The organism is Streptomyces sp. NPDC033229 (genome assembly GCF_055576875.1).
Window position 1 is genome coordinate 45,905 of record NZ_JBVIQR010000038.1, and the last position, 18,105, is coordinate 64,009.

10 protein-coding genes, 1 tRNA gene and 1 pseudogene are annotated in these 18,105 nt (G+C 72.3%); 7 read left to right on the forward strand and 5 right to left on the reverse strand.

The window, feature by feature from the left end:
* Positions 1 to 345: 345 nt before the first annotated feature.
* From ACZ53N_RS28150 to glgB, 4 genes are all read left to right on the forward strand, one after another.
* The gene (locus tag ACZ53N_RS28150) at positions 346 to 2,337 is read left to right on the forward strand and encodes an alpha-1,4-glucan--maltose-1-phosphate maltosyltransferase (RefSeq protein ID WP_469143605.1); all 1,992 of its coding nucleotides are present in this window, start codon (positions 346 to 348) and stop codon (positions 2,335 to 2,337) included.
* Positions 2,334 to 4,064 (forward strand): maltose alpha-D-glucosyltransferase, encoded by a 1,731-nt coding sequence (treS, locus tag ACZ53N_RS28155; RefSeq protein WP_469143606.1) that lies wholly within the window; start codon positions 2,334 to 2,336, stop codon positions 4,062 to 4,064. The genes ACZ53N_RS28150 and treS overlap by 4 nt, the downstream gene beginning before the upstream one ends.
* Positions 4,065 to 4,391: 327 nt before the next feature.
* Positions 4,392 to 5,978 (forward strand): maltokinase N-terminal cap-like domain-containing protein, encoded by a 1,587-nt coding sequence (locus ACZ53N_RS28160; protein WP_469143607.1) that lies wholly within the window; start codon positions 4,392 to 4,394, stop codon positions 5,976 to 5,978.
* Between the two features lie 460 nt (positions 5,979 to 6,438).
* Positions 6,439 to 8,631, forward strand: a complete 2,193-nt coding sequence (glgB, locus tag ACZ53N_RS28165; RefSeq protein WP_469143608.1) for a 1,4-alpha-glucan branching enzyme — start codon at positions 6,439 to 6,441, stop codon at positions 8,629 to 8,631.
* A 129-nt stretch (positions 8,632 to 8,760) separates the two neighbouring features.
* On the opposite strand, the gene ACZ53N_RS28170 is transcribed toward glgB, so the two are convergent.
* The 4 genes from ACZ53N_RS28170 to ACZ53N_RS28185 all read right to left on the reverse strand — a co-directional run bounded on the left by ACZ53N_RS28170 (position 8,761) and on the right by ACZ53N_RS28185 (position 12,482).
* A complete protein-coding gene (locus ACZ53N_RS28170) occupies positions 8,761 to 9,735 on the reverse strand; it encodes a hypothetical protein (protein WP_469143609.1) in 975 nt (324 codons plus the stop codon).
* A complete protein-coding gene (locus tag ACZ53N_RS28175) occupies positions 9,732 to 10,292 on the reverse strand; it encodes an RNA polymerase sigma factor (RefSeq protein WP_469143610.1) in 561 nt (186 codons plus the stop codon). The genes ACZ53N_RS28170 and ACZ53N_RS28175 overlap by 4 nt, the downstream gene beginning before the upstream one ends.
* 258 nt (positions 10,293 to 10,550) lie before the next feature.
* A tRNA-Met gene (locus ACZ53N_RS28180) sits at positions 10,551 to 10,624 on the reverse strand.
* Positions 10,625 to 10,802: 178 nt separating this feature from the next.
* Positions 10,803 to 12,482 carry an MFS transporter gene (locus ACZ53N_RS28185; protein WP_469143611.1) on the reverse strand — a complete coding sequence of 560 codons (1,680 nt, stop codon included), beginning with the start codon at positions 12,480 to 12,482 and terminating at the stop codon, positions 10,803 to 10,805.
* A 151-nt stretch (positions 12,483 to 12,633) separates the two neighbouring features.
* Between ACZ53N_RS28185 and ACZ53N_RS28190 the strand changes: the two are divergent.
* Positions 12,634 to 13,221, forward strand: a pseudogene (locus ACZ53N_RS28190) (TetR/AcrR family transcriptional regulator); the annotation flags it as partial.
* Between the two features lie 195 nt (positions 13,222 to 13,416).
* Here the strand turns inward: ACZ53N_RS28190 and ACZ53N_RS28195 are convergent.
* The gene (locus ACZ53N_RS28195) at positions 13,417 to 14,802 is read right to left on the reverse strand and encodes a cation:dicarboxylate symporter family transporter (RefSeq protein WP_469143612.1); all 1,386 of its coding nucleotides are present in this window, start codon (positions 14,800 to 14,802) and stop codon (positions 13,417 to 13,419) included.
* A gap of 144 nt (positions 14,803 to 14,946) precedes the next feature.
* Between ACZ53N_RS28195 and ACZ53N_RS28200 the strand changes: the two genes are divergently transcribed.
* Together ACZ53N_RS28200 and ACZ53N_RS28205 are read left to right on the forward strand one after the other, a co-directional pair.
* Positions 14,947 to 17,175, forward strand: coding sequence for a sensor histidine kinase (locus ACZ53N_RS28200; protein ID WP_469143613.1), 2,229 nt, complete (start codon positions 14,947 to 14,949; stop codon positions 17,173 to 17,175).
* On the forward strand, positions 17,172 to 17,873 hold the full coding sequence (locus tag ACZ53N_RS28205; RefSeq protein WP_469143614.1) for a response regulator: 702 nt from the start codon (positions 17,172 to 17,174) through the stop codon (positions 17,871 to 17,873). Before ACZ53N_RS28200 ends, ACZ53N_RS28205 begins: the two co-directional genes overlap by 4 nt.
* Positions 17,874 to 18,105: the final 232 nt, after the last annotated feature.

The following is an 18,105-nucleotide window of genomic DNA, read 5'->3' on the forward strand; positions in this document are numbered from 1 at the left end:
CGTCACATTGCACACGGTCGGCCGCGGGAGGAGACTCCCTACGGGTGACGCGATCCGGCCGCCCTCCTCAGCTGGTGCCACGGGATCTACGCACCGGCAGTTCGCACGGTCCGGGCATGCCCGGCCGGGGCTGGTGGGAAAGCTCAACCGGTATGCAGCCCGTCACGCGTCCACCGGTTCGGTCACGGCTCCGCTCTCCTCGCCCTTGCTTCCGTCCACCCGAGTGAACCCGGGCAAGCGCGGACAGGAGCAGTCATGCGCGCAGCCAGCCGACTGCCGACGGAGCAGATAGAAAGTACAGAACCCGCCACACCCTCAGATTCCGTCGAACCTCCAGGTGATCCCATGATCGGTCGCATCCCCGTCCTGGACCTCGGGCCGCTCGTCGACTGCGGTCGCAGACCGGCCAAGGCGGTGGTGGACGAGACCTTCCAGGTCACGGCCACCGTGTTCCGCGAGGGCCACGAGGCGTTGGGTGCCAATGTGGTGCTGCGCGATCCGGCGGGCCGCTCGGGGCCGTGGGCGCCGATGCGGGAGCTGGCGCCGGGCACCGACCGCTGGGGCGCGGAGGTCACTCCCGACACCGAGGGCCGCTGGACATATGCCGTCGAGGCGTGGAGCGATCCGGTGGCCACCTGGCGGCACCAGGCCCAGATCAAGATCCCGGCGGGCATCGACACCGAACTGGTCCTGGAGGAGGGCGCCCTGCTCTACGAGCGGGCCGCCGCCGGGGTGCCGAAGAGCGACGGCCGGGAGGCCGTGCTGGCCGCGGCCGACGCGCTGCGCGACCGGCGCCGGCAGGTCGCCGACCGGCTCGCGGCCGCCCTCACCCCGGACGTGACCGCGGCCCTGTCCTGCTATCCCTTGCGCGAACTGGTCACCAGCTCGCGGTCGCTGCCGCTGCTCGTCGAGCGTGAGAGGGCGCTGTTCGGCTCGTGGTACGAGCTCTTCCCGCGCTCGGAGGGTGCGACGTCCGTGGACGGCAGGCCGCGGTCGGGTACGTTCCGCACGGCCGCCCGGCGATTGCCCGCGGTGGCGGCCATGGGGTTCGACGTCGTGTATCTGCCGCCGATCCACCCCATCGGCACCTCCTTCCGCAAGGGCCCCAACAACGCGCTGTCGGCCGGCCCGCACGACGTGGGCAGCCCCTGGGCGATCGGCTCGGCCGAGGGCGGGCACGACGCGATCCACCCGGACCTCGGCACGTTCGAGGACTTCGACCACTTCGTCTCCTGCGCCCGCGATCTGCGCATGGAGGTCGCGCTCGACTTCGCCCTGCAGTGCTCACCCGACCATCCGTGGGTGGCCAAGCACCCCGAGTGGTTCCACCACCGGGCGGACGGCACGATCGCGCACGCCGAGAACCCGCCGAAGAAGTACCAGGACATCTACCCCCTCGCGTTCGACGAGGACTTCGACGGCCTCGTCGCCGAGACGCTGCGGGTGCTGCGGGTGTGGATGGACCGCGGTATCCGGATCTTCCGGGTCGACAATCCGCACACCAAGCCGGTGGTCTTCTGGGAGAAGGTCATCGCCGAGGTGGGGCGCACCGACCCCGATGTCGTCTTCCTCGCCGAGGCGTTCACCCGCCCCGCGATGATGCGCACCCTCGGCGCGATCGGCTTCCAGCAGTCGTACACCTACTTCACCTGGCGCAACGACAAGCGTGAACTCACCGACTATCTGCGGGAGCTGTCGGGCGAGTCCGCCGCCGTCATGCGGCCGAACCTCTTCGTGAACACGCCCGACATCCTGCACGCCTATCTCCAGCACGGCGGGCGCGCGGCCTTCGAGATCCGGGCCGTGCTCGCCGCGACCCTCTCCCCCAGCTGGGGTGTCTACGCGGGCTACGAGCTGTGCGAGAACACCCCGGTGCGCGCGGGCAGCGAGGAGTACCTGGACTCCGAGAAATACCAGCTGCGGCCGCGCGACTGGGAGGCCGCCGAGCGTGCGGGCCGCTCCCTGGCCCCGCTGCTCACCGCGCTGAACCGGCTGCGACGGCGGCAGCCGGCCCTGCGCCAACTGCGGAACTTGCGCTTCCATGACGCCGACAACGACGCCGTCATCGCCTACTCGAAGCGCACGGCAAGCTCCTGCGTCCTCACGGTCGTCAACCTCGACCCCCACCACACCCAGGAGGCCACGGTCTCGTTGGACATGCCGGAACTCGGCCTCGAATGGCACGAGTCCGTCCCGGTGCGCGACGAGCTCACCGGAGAGACCTATCACTGGGGCAGGGACAACTATGTGCGCCTCGAGCCGGGCCGTTCACTCGCGCCCGCGCACGTGTTCTCGCTGCGACCGTCCTCACCGATCGGAGGGTCACCCACATCATGATCGTCAATGAGCCCGTACAGGACACGTTCGAGGACACACCCGCGAAGGACCTGGATCCCGACTGGTTCAAGCGCGCCGTCTTCTACGAGGTGCTCGTACGCTCCTTCCAGGACAGCGACGGCGACGGCGTCGGCGACCTCAAGGGGCTGACCGCCAAGCTGGACTATCTGCAGTGGCTGGGCGTCGACTGCCTGTGGCTGCCGCCGTTCTTCCAGTCGCCGCTGCGCGACGGGGGCTACGACGTCTCCGACTACACCTCGGTGCTGCCCGAGTTCGGCGATCTCGCCGACTTCGTGGAGTTCGTGGACGCGGCGCATCAGCGGGGCATGCGCGTCATCATCGACTTTGTCATGAACCATACGAGCGATCAGCACGAGTGGTTCCAACAGTCACGGGCCGACCCCGAGGGCCCCTACGGCGACTACTACGTCTGGGCGGACGACGACAAGCAGTACCAGGACGCGCGGATCATCTTCGTCGACACCGAGTCGTCCAACTGGACCTTCGACCCGGTGCGCCAGCAGTACTACTGGCACCGCTTCTTCTCCCACCAGCCGGATCTCAACTACGAGAACCCGGCGGTACAGGAGGAGATCCTGGCCGCGCTGCGGTTCTGGCTGGACCTCGGCATCGACGGCTTCCGGCTCGACGCGGTGCCGTACCTCTTCGCCGAGGAGGGCACCAACTGCGAGAACCTGCCGCGCAGCCACGACTTCCTCAAGCGGGTGCGGGCCGAGATCGACGAGCACTACCCGGACACGGTGCTGCTGGCGGAGGCCAATCAATGGCCCGAGGACGTCGTCGACTACTTCGGTGACTACGCGGCCGGCGGCAACGAATGCCATATGGCGTTCCACTTCCCGGTCATGCCGCGCATCTTCATGGCCGTCCGCCGGGAGTCCCGCTATCCGGTCTCGGAAATCCTCGCCAAGACCCCGGCGATCCCCGTCCACTGCCAGTGGGGCATCTTCCTGCGCAACCACGACGAGCTGACGCTCGAGATGGTGACGGACGAAGAGCGCGACTACATGTACGCGGAGTACGCCAAGGACCCCCGGATGCGCGCCAACATCGGCATCCGCCGCCGGCTCGCCCCGCTGCTCGACAACGACCGCAATCAGATCGAGCTGTTCACCGCCCTGCTGCTGTCCCTGCCGGGCTCGCCGATCCTCTACTACGGCGACGAGATCGGCATGGGGGACAACATCTGGCTCGGCGACCGCGACGGGGTACGCACCCCGATGCAGTGGACACCCGACCGGAACGCGGGCTTCTCCTCCTGTGACCCGGGGCGGCTGTATCTGCCGACGATCATGGACCCGGTCTACGGCTACCAGGTCACCAACGTCGAGGCGGCCATGAGCAGCCCCTCCTCGCTGCTGCACTGGACCCGGCGGATGATCGAGATCCGCAAGCAGAACCCGGCCTTCGGTCTCGGCTCGTACACCGAGCTGCCGTCGAGCAATCCGGCCGTGCTCGCGTTCCTGCGCGAGATGCGGCTGCCCGGGCAGCGGGAGGACGACCTCGTCCTGTGCGTGAACAATTTCTCCCGCTTCGCACAGCCGACCGAACTCGACCTCCAGACGTTCAACGGGTTGCATCCCGTCGAGCTGATCGGTGGAGTGCGCTTCCCGGCCATCGGTGAACTGCCCTATCTGCTCACCCTGGCCGGTCACGGCTTCTACTGGTTCCGGCTGCGGCGCGGCGCGCCACCCGCCGGGCACTGAGCCCGCCCCCGTGCGCGGCGGTCGCGGTCGTCCGACCGCGCACGGACGGTTTTCCCTCCCGGGCCCGGGGCACCCTCACTACTACGCACGGACCCGGGTCGACCGCATCGACACCGCTCGGCAGCCATGGATACGGCTCGACTCCGTTTGATTCCGCCACACGTGGCCGCACAGTCCGCAGAAGCCAGCGACACCGCACACAGGGGCCTCAGGCGCTGACCGTACGGACGATCCTCGCCCGACACGTCCCGCACCGCGCACGCTCAAAGCCGCAATCCGGGACACTTTGCCCTACCTGTCGTGTGCCCGGGGAAAGGACGCGACGCCATGTCGGACGCTGCACCGTCCCGCCGGGGGGCGCCTCCCGGACCTCTGCCGTCCGCGGCCCGGGCCACCGCCGCGCGGCCTGCGGCGCCCCCCGCCGACGGGGGACTGCTCGGCTCGCTCGCCCCGCTGCTCTCGGAATGGCTGCCACGGCAGCGCTGGTTCGCGGGCAAGGGCCGGCCGATCACCGGCTTCACGCTCGTCGCGGCCACCGAACTGCTCCCGGCCCCGACCGGTGGCACCGCCCCCGGGCTGGTCCATCTGCTCGTCCGCGCGCAACAGCTGGGGTCCCCGGGCCCCGGGGGCGGCGCCCCGGCGCGCGGCACCGACGACTGCTATCAGCTGCTCCTCGGCGTCCAGGACGTCCTGCCGCCGCAGCTCGCGCCCGCCCTGATCGGCCGCCCCGCGGGCGGGCCGCTGCACGGCCGCGTCGTCTACGAGGCGCTCGCCGACCCACGGCTGGCGGCCGTGGTCCTGGAGCGGCTGCGACTGCCGGGGCGCCTGGGACCGCTGCGCTTCTCCCGGGAGGAGGGGACCGTCATCGCCGCGGGCCTCGCGCCCCGGCTGCTCGGCTCCGAGCAGTCCAACTCGTCGGTCGTTTACGGCGAAACGTATATCCTCAAGCTCTTCCGCCGGGTCTGCCCCGGCACCAACCCCGACCTCGAACTGCCGCGCGCGCTCGCCGGCGCGGGCTGCCGCCGGGTGCCGACGCCGGCCGCCTGGTTCGAGGCCGACGTGACCGGGCTGCCCGGGTCGACCGAGCCGACCGGCCTCTCCGGCAGCGGTGACGAGCCGATGACGCTCGGGGTGCTCCAGCCTTTCCTGCCCGGTTCGGCCGACGGCTGGCAACTGGCCCTGGGCGCGCTGGCCGTGCGGGCCGACTTCACCGCCTCCGCCCGGGCCCTCGGGCACGCCACGGCCGAGGTGCACGGCGCGCTGGCGGAGGCGCTGCCCACCGTGGTCCTGCGCCGCCCCCAGCTGGAGCGGCTCGCCGGCGCCATGACCCAGCGCCTGGACGCCGCCGCCGACGCGGTCCCCGCCCTGCGTCCCTACCGGGCCGCGCTGCGCGGGACGTACGAGGAGCTCGCCGCGCTCGGCCGGGCCGGGCGCACCTGGTCCGCGCAGCGCATCCACGGCGATCTGCACCTGGGGCAGGCACTGCGCACGGCCTCGGACGGCCGCTGGTCCCTCATCGACTTCGAGGGCGAGCCCGCGCGCCCGCTGGCCGAGCGCCGCAGGCCGCAGCCCGTCGCCCGGGACATCGCGGGCATGCTGCGCTCCTTCGACTACGCGGCGGCGGTGGGCCGGGCGGCCGGCACCGCCTGGTCCGACCGGGCCCGGGCCGCGTTCTGCGAGGGCTACGCCACGGTCCACGAGGACCCGCGCGAGGAGCCGCGGCTGCTGCGCGCCCACGAGACGGACAAGGCCGTCTACGAGGTCCTCTACGAGGCCCGGCACCGCCCGGACTGGCTCCCGGTCCCGATGGCCGCGATCCGGCGGCTCGCGGAGCTCCCCGGGGAGGACGGCGCGCACACCGGCCCGCCCCCGGGCGGCGGCGACCTGCGGCCCGACCCGAGGAATCCCGTATGACCCACCGACCCGCACGACAGATCCGCCCCCGGCCGACCGTCCGGGGGACACCGAGGAGGACCGCCCCGTGACCGCTCGTCCGCCGTCCAGCCGACCGTCCCGCGAGCCCGGGGCCGACCGCCCCGGCGGCCCCGCCCCGGTCCCGGCCACGTTCCTGCCCGCGTTCCCCCCACACGCGCGTCCGCCGAGGGCGGCGGGCGGGCCGGAGGCACCGGTGCCGGACCAGGCGTCCGCACCGGAATCGGCGTCGGTCGGCGAGTCCGGGCCGGAGGCCGCGCCGGAGACGCCGGATACCCCGGACGCGCCGAACACCGCACCCGTCACACCCGACCCATCCGCAGCTCCCCTGGCCCCCGCAGCCCCTGTTGACTCCGCAGCCCCTGTTGACTCCGCAGCTCCCGCAGCCCCCGTAGACCCCGCCCCCGCGCCGTCGGCGGCTCGCACCGCGACCCGCCGGGGCGTGCGCCCGGCCGATCCACTGGACGCCGAGGAGCGCGGCCGCCTGCTGCACGGCGCGCACCACGATCCGCACGCCCTGCTGGGGGCGCACCCCGTACCGGGCGGCGTGGCGTTCCGTACCCTGCGCCCCTACGCGCGGGCGGTCTCGGTCACCGCCAAGGGGCTGCGGGCGGAGCTGTACGACGAGGGGGACGGGCTGTTCGGGGGCGTGCTCCCGCTGAAGGAGATCCCGGACTACCGCCTGGTGGTGACGTACGAGGACGCCGAGCTGGAGGTGCACGACCCGTTCCGCTTCCTGCCCGCCATCGGGGAGCTGGACATGCACCTCATCCGCGAGGGCCGGCACGAGGAGCTGTGGCGGGCGCTCGGCGCGCAGCCGATGACGCACGAGGGCGTGATCGGCACCCGCTTCACCGTGTGGGCGCCGAACGCCCGCGGCGTGCGGGTCGCGGGGGACTTCAACTACTGGGACGCCACCGGGTCCCCGATGCGCTCGCTGGGCTCCTCCGGGGTGTGGGAGCTGTTCCTGCCGGGCATCGGCGAGGGCGCCCTGTACAAGTTCCAGATCACCCGCCCCGACGGTTCGCACACACTGCGCGCCGACCCGATGGCGCGGCGCACGGAGGCCCCCCCGGCCAACGCCTCGATCGTGCACACCTCGCACCACCGGTGGCGCGACGAGGAATGGCTGGCCCGCCGCGCGGAGCGGCATGTGCACGAGTCGCCCTTTTCCGTCTACGAGATGCACCTGGCGTCCTGGCGACCGGGGCTGACCTACCGCCAACTGGCCGAGCAGCTCCCCGCGTATGTGAAGGACCTGGGCTTCACGCATGTCGAGCTGATGCCGGTCGCCGAGCACCCCTTCGGCGGCTCGTGGGGTTACCAGGTCACCGGTTTCTACGCGCCGACCGCGCGGCTGGGCACGCCCGACGACTTCAAGTACTTGGTCGACGCGTTGCACCGGGCGGGCATCGGGGTGCTCGTGGACTGGGTGCCGGCGCACTTCCCCAAGGACGACTGGGCGCTGGCCGAGTTCGACGGCCGGCCGCTGTACGAGCACGCGGACCCTGCGCGGGCGACGCACCCGGATTGGGGGACGCTGGAGTTCGACTACGGCCGTACGGAGGTCCGTAACTTCCTGGTGGCCAACGCGGTCTACTGGTGCGAGGAGTTCCACATCGACGGTCTGCGGGTGGACGCGGTCGCCTCGATGCTCTACCTCGACTACTCCCGCGAGGACGGCCAGTGGACGCCCAATGAGCGCGGCGGCCGGGAGAACCTCGACGCGGTGGCGTTCCTGCAGGAGATGAACGCGACGGTCTACCGCCGCTGCCCCGGTGTCATCACCGTCGCCGAGGAGTCCACGGCGTGGGACGGGGTCACCCGGGCCACCCATCACGTGGGGGTCAGCGGCTTCGGCGGTCTCGGCTTCGGTCTGAAGTGGAACATGGGCTGGATGCACGACTCGCTGGAGTACGTGTCGAAGGAGCCGGTGCACCGCAAGTACCACCACGGCGAGATGACCTTCTCCATGGTCTACGCCTACAGCGAGAACTACGTCCTGCCCATCTCCCACGACGAGGTCGTGCACGGCAAGCGGGCACTGGTGTCCAAGATGCCGGGCGACTGGTGGCAGCAGCGCGCCAACCACCGCGCCTATCTGGGCTTCATGTGGGCCCACCCGGGCAAGCAGTTGCTGTTCATGGGGCAGGAGTTCGCCCAGGGTGCGGAGTGGTCCGAGGGGCACGGCCCGGACTGGTGGCTGCTCGACCCCTCGTACTCGGCGGAGGCCGACCACCGGGGCGTGCGGGATCTGGTGCGCGATCTGAACGCGGTCTACACCGCGACGCCCGCGCTGTGGCAGCGCGACACCGACCCGGGGGGTTTTGAATGGGTCGAGGGCGACGCGAGCGAGGACAATGTCTTCGCGTTCCTGCGCTTCGACGCGGACGGCTCACCGCTGCTGGCCGTCAGCAACTTCTCCCCCGTCGTCCGGCACGCCTACCGCCTCGGCGTCCCGGCGCGGCACGCCCTGTGGCAGGAGGTCCTCAACACCGACGCCGACCGCTACGGCGGCAGCGGCGTCACGGACCCGGAGCCGATCAAGTCCGAGCCGACCCGGCGGCACGGCCGCCCGTCGAGCATCGTGGTGACCCTGCCCCCGCTGGCGACGGTCTGGCTGCGGCCGGTCTGAGCTCGCCCTTTGGCCTCCGTCTGTGGTGCGGGGCGCGGATGGAGGTCGAGGCGGAGGCGGCCTTCGCCTGGTCATGCGCTGCGGCCAAGGTGCACCGACCGACCAGGACGAAGACCTGAGGGTGGGCCGCTACGTGCGCGGGAGCGGCTTCGGCGCCTCCCAGGCGGGCCCGACGGAGAGGTAGGTGGTGCGGTGGAGGAGGTCCCCGGCCCGGAGCTGCTGCGTCCCCCACTTCAGTCCGTCGTCCCGGGCCGTGTCCACGGCCTCCAGCGTGTGGAACGCCTCGGTGTCGATGATCAGCCGTCGGCGCCAGGTGTCGGCGTCCAGGTCGACGGCCGTGCCGACGCGCCCGGTGCTGTCCTTGACCCGCTCCGTCACCCGCGCCCCGGGAATCGCGGTGAGGACCTTGAACAGCGTGGCCCGCAGCTCCGGTTCGGCGGGTGACCGGGCGAGCAACTCTTCGACGCCGTCGAAGAGCTGCTCCTCGACCCCCTCCCCGGTGGCCTTCCCGACGAGCCGGGCCCGCAGCGCCGCCGGGTCGGTGGGCAGCGTCCTGAGCTCGCGCCACATGATCGGATTGCGGCCGACCATGTAGGCCGTCCCCGCCATCTCCACCGGCGTGTACTCCCGGACCGGACCGTCACCGAACTGCCCGCGTGTGCCGCTCCGGCTCAGCCAGACGGTCTCGTACGAGTCGTCCGGCCGCTGGGCGCTGGTCCGGTTCCACTGGTGGATCCGCACCTTCCAGTACGGTGCCGTCCCCGTTCGCTCCGCTGCGGGGGAAGAGCTGCGCCCGTCCCCGGAGCCCGACCCGGGCTGGAACGCGACGCCCAGCGCGATCGCCACGACCGCCGCCGCCGAGACCAGCGCGGGAAGGCACCGCCGCCACGTCCGCACCGGGACGACCGCGGCCACCGGCTCCCGTTCGAGCTCGACGGCCGGCCCGTCCCCCTCCGCGCGGTCGGCCGCCGACCGCACCGCGGCCAGCGCCGCGGCGACGGCGTCCGCCGAGGGCGGCGCGACCTTGCCCGCGGCCCTCAGCCGCCCGGCACCGGGGAAATCGAGGAAGTCCGTGCCGTCCGTGTTCCTGTCCTGTCCGGTCATGCGAGGTCTCCTGTCAGGGAAAGCGGTGCGGAGGGGCCGAGCGCCGCGCGCAGCCGGGTGCGCGCCCGGTGCAGCCGGGACCTGGCCGTGCCCGCCGGGACGCCGACCACGGCAGCGGCCTCGATGGGGCTGAGCTGCTCCCACGCGATCAGGAGCAGCAGCTCCCGCTCCACGGCCGGCAGCTCGGCCAGGGTCCGGCGGATCAGCGGCGCGACCGCCGCCGCGTCCAGCCTGCGGTCGACGGCGTGCCACGGGTCGCTGCTCGCCTCACCGGCGAGCGCGGCGGCGGCCGCGGGCCGTTCCTGCCCGCGCCAGTGCGCGGCCAGCACATTGCGGGCCACGCCGAAGAGCCACGCCCGCACCGGCCCGCGGGTCGCGTCGTAGGTGCCACGCCCCGCGTAGGCCCGCAGCCACGCCTCGGCCAGCAGATCGTCCGCCGCGCCGGGCGCCCGGCGCGCGAAATAGCCGTGCAGCGCCCTCGAATGGCGCTCCACGAGCGGTTCAAAGGCCGACGCGTCGGTTCCCGAGCGCGCCAGCACTTCCTCGTCCGTCGCCACGGACCTCCCCTTCCACGGGCCACGCCGTCCGCGGCCCCTCCCCCTTCTTGTGTCAGCCCCGCAAAAGCGTTCGCGGCCCCGGGAGCCGGGCGCGGGCGCCCACCCGGCTCGGAGAACCGCCGTCCCGCCGAACACGTCGACGCGGGTCGCCCCTTGGCCATCGGCATCGGCATCGGCATCGGCGGGGAATCGCCGGGACCGAACGGTCCCGGACGCAGTGAAGGCCCGGCAGCTTGGCTGCCGGGCCTTCACCATTTGTAGCGGGGACAGGATTTGAACCTGCGACCTCTGGGTTATGAGCCCAGCGAGCTACCGAGCTGCTCCACCCCGCGTCGGTAGGTTGAACAGTACGGCACGAATCCGGCTCCGCCCAATCGAGTACGACCTCCGCCGCCCCGGTGGTCGGCTCGCGCGCAGATTCAACAGCTCGGGCACTCCCTGTGAACCGCGCGGACGCGCTGTGCCCCGCACCCCCACCGGGGCACGGGGCACAGCAGCCTTGCCGAAGGGTCAGACGCGCTCGTCCTCGCGCTCGTCGCTCTTCGCGGCCGAAGCCTCCGTCGGGTTGGTCGTCGTCGACTTGCCCGCGTTGCGCGGGAGCAGGGTGACGACCAGGACCGTGCCGACGCCGAGGATGATCGCGCCGATCATGCTGGTGTGGGCGACGGAGTCCGCGAACGCCTTGTGCACGGCTTCCACGACGGACTGCGCCTGCTGCGCGCCGTACGCGGCGGCCTTCTCGGCGCCCATCTTGGGCGTGGCGCCGGCCGTGACCTGCTTGCCGACCTCCTTGGCGACGTACAGGCCCCCGCCGACCGAGTCCTGCGCGGCGGTCAGGGCCTTCTCCGGGAGCTTCGGGCCGCCGCCGGCCGCCACCTTGGCGGCGGTGTCGGCGAGGTTGGAGGAGTAGGTCTTGGCCAGCACCGTGCCGAGGATGGCGATGCCGAGCGAGCCGCCCATCTCGATGGAGGTGCTGTTGACCGCGCCGCCGACGCCGAGCTGGTCCTCGGGGAAGGAGCCCATGATGGCGTTGGTGCAGGGCGACAGGGACAGGCCGATGGCCAGGCCGAGGATCATCAGCGGCCCGACGAAGGCGTTGTACGTGGAGCCGGCGTCGACGCGGGTGAGCAGCGCGATGGCGACCGTTCCGACGGTCATGCCGAGGGCGACCGTGATCTTCATGCCGAACTTCGGCGTGAGGAAGGCGGTCAGTGCGCCGCCCACGAAGACGGCTCCGGCCAGCGGCAGCATCCGTACACCGGTGTCGAGCGGCGAGTAGCCGAGCACGAACTGCAGGTGCTGGGTGAGGTAGTAGAACGCGCCGAAGACGGCGAGGAAGAACAGCGCGACGGCCAGCGTGGAGCCCGCGAAGGCGCGCTGCGTGAAGCGGCGGACGTCCAGGATCGGGCGCGGGTGGCGCAGTTCCCAGAGGACGAAGCAGACCAGGCCGACGCCGGCGAGCACGGCCGCGGTGATGGCCTTGGCGCCCCAGCCGAAGTGCGGGCCCTCGATGATCATGTAGATCAGCGAGCCGACCCAGATGACGGAGAGCAGACCGCCGATGTAGTCGATCTTGTCGACGTCGGCCGCCTTGGACGGCGGCACGAGCAGCAGCGCGCCGACGATGCCGAGGGCGGCGATCGGCACGTTGATGAGGAACGTCGAGGCCCAGCCGTGGTCCTCCAGCAGCGCACCGGCGACCAGCGGACCGACGGCTATGGCGAGGCCCGCGGTGGCGGTCCAGATGGTGATCGCCTTGGCCCGTTCCGCGCGCGGGAAGGTGGCGGCGAGCAGTGACAGCGTGGCCGGCATGATCATGGCCGCGCCGACGCCCATCACGGCGCGCGCGGCGATGACGGCGCCCGAGCTGTCGACCAGCGAGCCGGCGACGGACGCCGCACCGAAGACGAAGAGGCCGAGGACGAGCGCCCCGCGGCGGCTGTACTTGTCACCGACGGCACCGAGGATCAGCATCAGCGCCGCGTACGGCACGGTGTAGCCGTCGATCACCCATTGCAGGTCCGAACTGCCGAGGCCGAGGTCCTTGACCATGTCCGGGGCCGCAACCGTCAGCGACGTGTTGGCCATGACGATGATCAGCAGGCTCAGGCACAGGACTCCCAGTGCCGCCCAGCGCCTCTTGTACGGACCGTCCATCTCGTCGACCGGAGTCGACATCGCGAGGCCCATCGGCCCCCCTTTCCAGATCTTGCACACTACTGTGCAATTACACACTGCTGTGCAATTTACGCGTCTGCCCAGCCGTGTGCAAAATGAACCCAGCGGACCGCCGCGAGTTCGTCGGTGACGTCCGGGGGACGCCCGATCGAGAAGAGACCCAATGGCCGGCAGAGCCGACGCCAATCGCCGCCGCATCATGGACATCGCGCTCGCCGAGCTGCTGCGCGACGCGGACGCGAGCATGGACCAGATCGCGCGCGCGGCGGGCGTCGTCCGCCGCACGGTCTACGGACACTTCCCCAGCCGCGACGCGCTGATCGTCGCGCTCGTCGACGACGTGGCCGAAAACGTCGGCGCGGCCCACGCGGCGGCCCTGCACGGGGTGGACGACCCGGCCGAGGCGCTGGCCCGGTCGGTGCTGGCGGTCTGGGAGATCGCCGACGGGTACCGCCTGTTGATCTCGCTGGCCCAGCGCAGCGTCACGGTGGAGGGCATTCACCGGCGCCTGGAGCCGGTGCGCCTGGAGACCGCGACGGTGCTCCAGCGCGGCCTGGACGCGGGGCAGTTCACCTCGCCGCTGCCCGTCACGGCCCTCGCGTACGTACGCGAGCAGGTGATCTTCGGTCTGATGCAGGCCGTCAACGAGGGGCTGCTGGCCCCGGAGGACGCGGGCCGCTCCGCGGCGGTCACCGCCCTGGCCACCCTGGGCGTCCCCGTCGCCGCGGCCACCGAGCTGGTGGCGCGCATCCTGGCGGACGGCCCGCCGCGTACCCAAAACGCCGCAGCGCGTACCGGAAACGCCGCGGGTACCCAAAACGCCGCAGCGCCCGACGCGAGGGCGTCGGACGCTGCGGTGCCGGGAAGCGGGGACATTGGGGTGTAGGACTCCGGTCCACCCCGCCCTCCGGCGGCTTGGGGTGAGCGCTCGCGCTCACATCGGTTGTCAGACCCCGGCGGCCTCCTTCGCGTCGCCGCGCTGCTCGGGCAGCTCCGAACCGCCGTGCCCGTCGCCCACCAGGGTCGTCTCGTCGAACGGCAATCGGCCGGCGAGGACTTCCCCGACCCGGTCCTTGTCGATCTCCTTGGTCCAGGTGCCGACCAGGACCGTGGCGACCGCGTTGCCCGCGAAGTTCGTCAGGGCGCGCGCCTCGCTCATGAAGCGGTCGATGCCGACGATGAGACCGACGCCGTCCACCAGCTCCGGGCGGTGCGACTGCAGACCGCCCGCGAGCGTCGCGAGCCCGGCCCCCGTCACGCCCGCCGCACCCTTCGACGCGATGATCATGAAGACCAGCAGCGAGATCTGCTGCCCGACCGACAGCGGCCGGCCCATCGCCTCGGCCACGAACAGCGAGGACATCGTCAGATAGATGGCCGTGCCGTCGAGGTTGAAGGAGTAGCCGGTCGGCACGGTGATGCCGACGACCGGCTTGCTCACGCCCAGGTGCTCCATCTTCGCGATCAGACGCGGCAGCGCCGACTCGGAGGAGGACGTGGAGAGGATGAGCAGGAACTCCCGGCCGAGATACTTCAGCAGCGCGAAGATGTTCACCCCGGCCACCAGCCGCAGGATCGCGCCGAGCACCAGGAAGACGAAGAGCGCACAGGTGATGTAGAAGCCGATCATGATGACGGCGAGGGACTTGAGCGCGTCCATGCCGGTCGCGCCGACCACCGCCGCGATCGCGCCGAAGGCGCCCACCGGCGCGGCCCACATGACCATCGCCAGGATCCGGAACACCAGCCGCTGGATGTGCCCGATGCCGCGCAGCACCGGCTCGCCCGCCGGACCCATGGCCTGCAGCGCGAAGCCCGCCAGCAGCGCCACCAGCAGGGTCTGGAGCACCTCGCCGCCGGTGAAGGCGGACACCATGGTGGTCGGGATGATCCCCAGCAGGAAGTCGGCCGTCGACTCGTGCGCGCCCTTGGCCTGGGCCTCGCCCGCGTGCCGGAGCGACTCCGTCAGGTGCAGCCCGCTGCCGGGCTCCAGGAGATTGCCGACGACCAGGCCGATGGCGAGCGCGACGGTGGACATCAGCAGGAAGTAACCGAGCGCGAGCCCCCCGACCGCGCCGACCTTCGCCGCCTTCCGCACCGAGCCGACGCCCAGCACGATCGTGCAGAAGATGATCGGGGAGATCATCATCTTGATCAGGTTCACAAAGCCGGTGCCGAGCGGCTTCAGCTCGACGGCCACCCCCGGGGCGGCGAAGCCCACCACGATGCCGGCCAGCACCGCCGCGATCACCGCGAGATACAGATAGTGCGTCCGGTCCGGCTTTCTGCGCGCCTGGCCCGTTGGCGGTGACTGCGCCGCTGCGCCTGTCATGGGGGGACTCCTCGTCGTCGCGGCTCGTGGGTGGACCCCTTCCTCCCGACGAGTGGGGTCCCGGCGACTATGCACCGCGCTGTGACCGTGGTCACGATTGCGTGCATTACGTTCACGAACCCGCCGCAGTGCAGACTGTCCGCCATGCGCAAACCTCGCATACGTCGTCCCCGCAGCCTGGCCGGCCGGCTCTTCGCGATGCAGATCGTGCTGGTCGCCGCCGTGGTGACCGGTTGCGCGGTCTTCGCGTACCTCACCGACCGCTCCCAGGCCGAGGCGGCCGCGCGCCGCACGGTGACGGCGACGGCGACCGCCATCGCCGCGTCGCCCGCCGTACGCGAATCCATCCGTTCGACGGACCCCACGTCCACGCTCCAGCCGTACGCCGAGCAGGTGCGCCGCGACACGGACGTCGACTTCGTGACGATCATGCGGCCGGACGGCAGCCGCTGGACCCACCCGGACTCCACCCGGATCGGCGAGCACTTCCTCGGCCACACCCGCCCCGCGCTCGACGGCATCACGTTCTCCGAGACCTACACCGGCACCCTGGGCCCGTCGGTGCGGGCGGTCGCCCCGGTGCGCGACACCGACCAGCCCGACGGCCGGGTCGTGGCGCTGGTCAGCGCGGGCATCAAGGTCGACTCGATCAGCGCGGACGTACGTCGGCAGCTCACCGGGCTGCTCGGCGTCGCCCTCGCCGCGCTCGCCCTCGGCGGCATCGGCACGTACCTCCTCAACGCGCGGCTGCGTCGGCACACCCACGGCATGAACGCCGCCGAGCTGAGCCGGATGCACGACTACCACCAGGCCGCGCTGCACGCGGTGCGCGAGGGACTGCTGATGCTCGACGGGCGGCGGTGCGTGGCTCTCGTCAACGACGGCGGCCGTGAACTGCTCGGGCTCCACGGCGATGTCGTCGGCCGCCGCGTCGACGCGCTCGGCCTGCCGCCGGCCCTGACCGGGGCCCTGCTGGCCACCGAGCCGCGCGTCGACGAGGTGCATCTGACCGCCGACCGGATCGTGGTCGTCAACACCTCGCCGGTCTCCGGCGGGGAGCGGCGCGGCACGGTCGTCACGCTGCGGGACCACACCGAACTCCAGGCGCTGTCGGGCGAGCTGGACTCCGTGCGCGGCTTCGCGGAGGCGCTGCGCTCCCAGTCCCACGAGGCGGCGAACCGGCTGCACGCCGTGGTCTCGCTGATCGAACTCGGCCGCGCGGACGAGGCCGTCGATTTCGCGACGGCGGAACTCGAACTCGCCCAGGCCCTCACCGACCAGGTCATGGCCGCCGTCGCCGAACCGGTCCTCGCGGCCCTCCTCCTCGGCAAGGCCGCCCAGGCCAACGAACACGGCGTGGAGCTCCTCCTCACCCCCGACACCCGCATAGACGACGGCCTCCTCCCACCCACCCTCACGCCCCGCGACCTGGTCACGGTCCTGGGCAACCTCATCGACAACGCGATGGACGCGTCCGCGTCGGAGGCGAACCGGTCTTTGGCCCAGGCCGATGCGACGGCCGTCGGTGCCACCGCCGGGACCGGCCCCGCCCCCCGCGCGGACGCGGCGGCTACCGCCGCACAGGCCGCGCTCTCCCAGCCCGGCACGGCCCGGCCGCAGGCCGGAAGTCACGGCGCGGCCAAGCCGCAAACGGACCCGGCGAACGCGCCGGACGAGCCTGCTTCCCGTCCGACGAGCCACGCCGCCGCAGCACGCCACACGCCCGCGGAGCGGGACACCGCGGCACCAGGGGAAGACGGGCTCCCCGCCCAGCCGGAGGCCGGGAGCCACGGCACGGCAGCGCCACAGACGGACCCGGCGAGTGCCCCGAGCCAACCGGCACCCCAGCCGACCACGCACGCCGCGCCCCCGCAGGCGCAGCCACACCCCGTGCGGCCGGAGGCCGGGACGCCCGGCGCGGCAGCGCAACACGCGGGGCGCGGCCCCGTGCTGCCCGACACGGCGCGGCCGGAGGCCGGGAGCCATGGCGCGGCAGCGCCGCACGTGGGGCGCCGCCCCACACTCCTCGCGCCCTCGCACGCGGCCCCGCACCGCCGCCCGCAGGTCACCGTGACCGTGCGGGCGGACGGTGGGGAGTTGCTGTTGCGGGTCGGGGATACCGGGCCCGGGGTGGCGGTCGAGGTGGTGGACGAGGTGTTCCGCCGGGGGTGGTCGACCAAGTCGGCCGGGACCGCGCCGCACGGCCGTGGGCTCGGGCTGGCGCTGGTCCGGCAGGCCGCCCGGCGCAACGGGGGCACGGTCACGGTCGGGAAGTCCCCCGCCGGGGGCGCCGAGTTCACCGTCCGGCTGCCCCTGCTCGTACCCGCGAGCGCACCCACCCCGGCGGGATCCACCCCAGGAGCCACCCCATGAGCACGCCGCAGGCGACCGCACCGCCCATCCGGGTCCTCGTCGTCGAGGACGACCCCCTCGCCGCCGACGCGCACGCGATGTACGTCGGGCGCGTACCCGGCTTCACCGTCGCCGGTGTCGTCCACTCGCGCGCCGACGCCTCGCAGTTCCTCAAGCGGACGGCCGTCGATCTGCTGCTGCTCGACCTCTACCTCCCCGACGGCCACGGGCTCCAGCTCGTGCGCTCGCTGCGCAGCGCCGGGCACACCGCCGACGTCATCGCGGTGACGTCGGCGCGTGATCTGGCCGTCGTCCGGGAGGGCGTCTCGCTCGGCGTCGTCCAGTACGTGCTGAAGCCCTTCACGTTCGCCACCCTCCGCGACCGGCTCGTCCGCTACGCGGAGTTCCGTGCCGTCGTCGGCGAGGCGAGCGGTCAGGACGAGGTGGACCGCGCGCTCGCCGCGCTGCGCGCCCCGCAACCCGCCGCGCTGCCCAAGGGGTTGAGCCTGGACACCCTCCAGGCGATCACCGAGGTGCTGCGCGCGGCGGGCCCCGAGGGCGTCTCCTCGGGCGCGGCCGCCGCCACCGTCGGGATCTCGCGGATCACCGCCCGCCGCTATCTGGAACACCTGGTGACCGGCGGCCGGGCCGCCCGCGCCCCGCAGTACGGGCAGATCGGCCGGCCCGAACTGCGCTACCGATGGCTGAGCCGGCGGTAAGGCGTATCCGACGGGATCTTCGGCTGCGGGCCCGTCGTTGCCGCCTCTCGCCTGACCGGCGGGACTTCGGCTGCGGGCCGCCGTTGCCGCCTGCGGCGGCGAGCGCCCTGCGGGCGCGTCCTCAAGCGCCGGACGGGCTGGTATCGGCTGAGCTCAGCCCATACCAGCCCGTCCGGCGTTTGAGGACACCGCCGCGCAGCGGTGGTGCGCCCCCATGATCCGCCGGACAGGC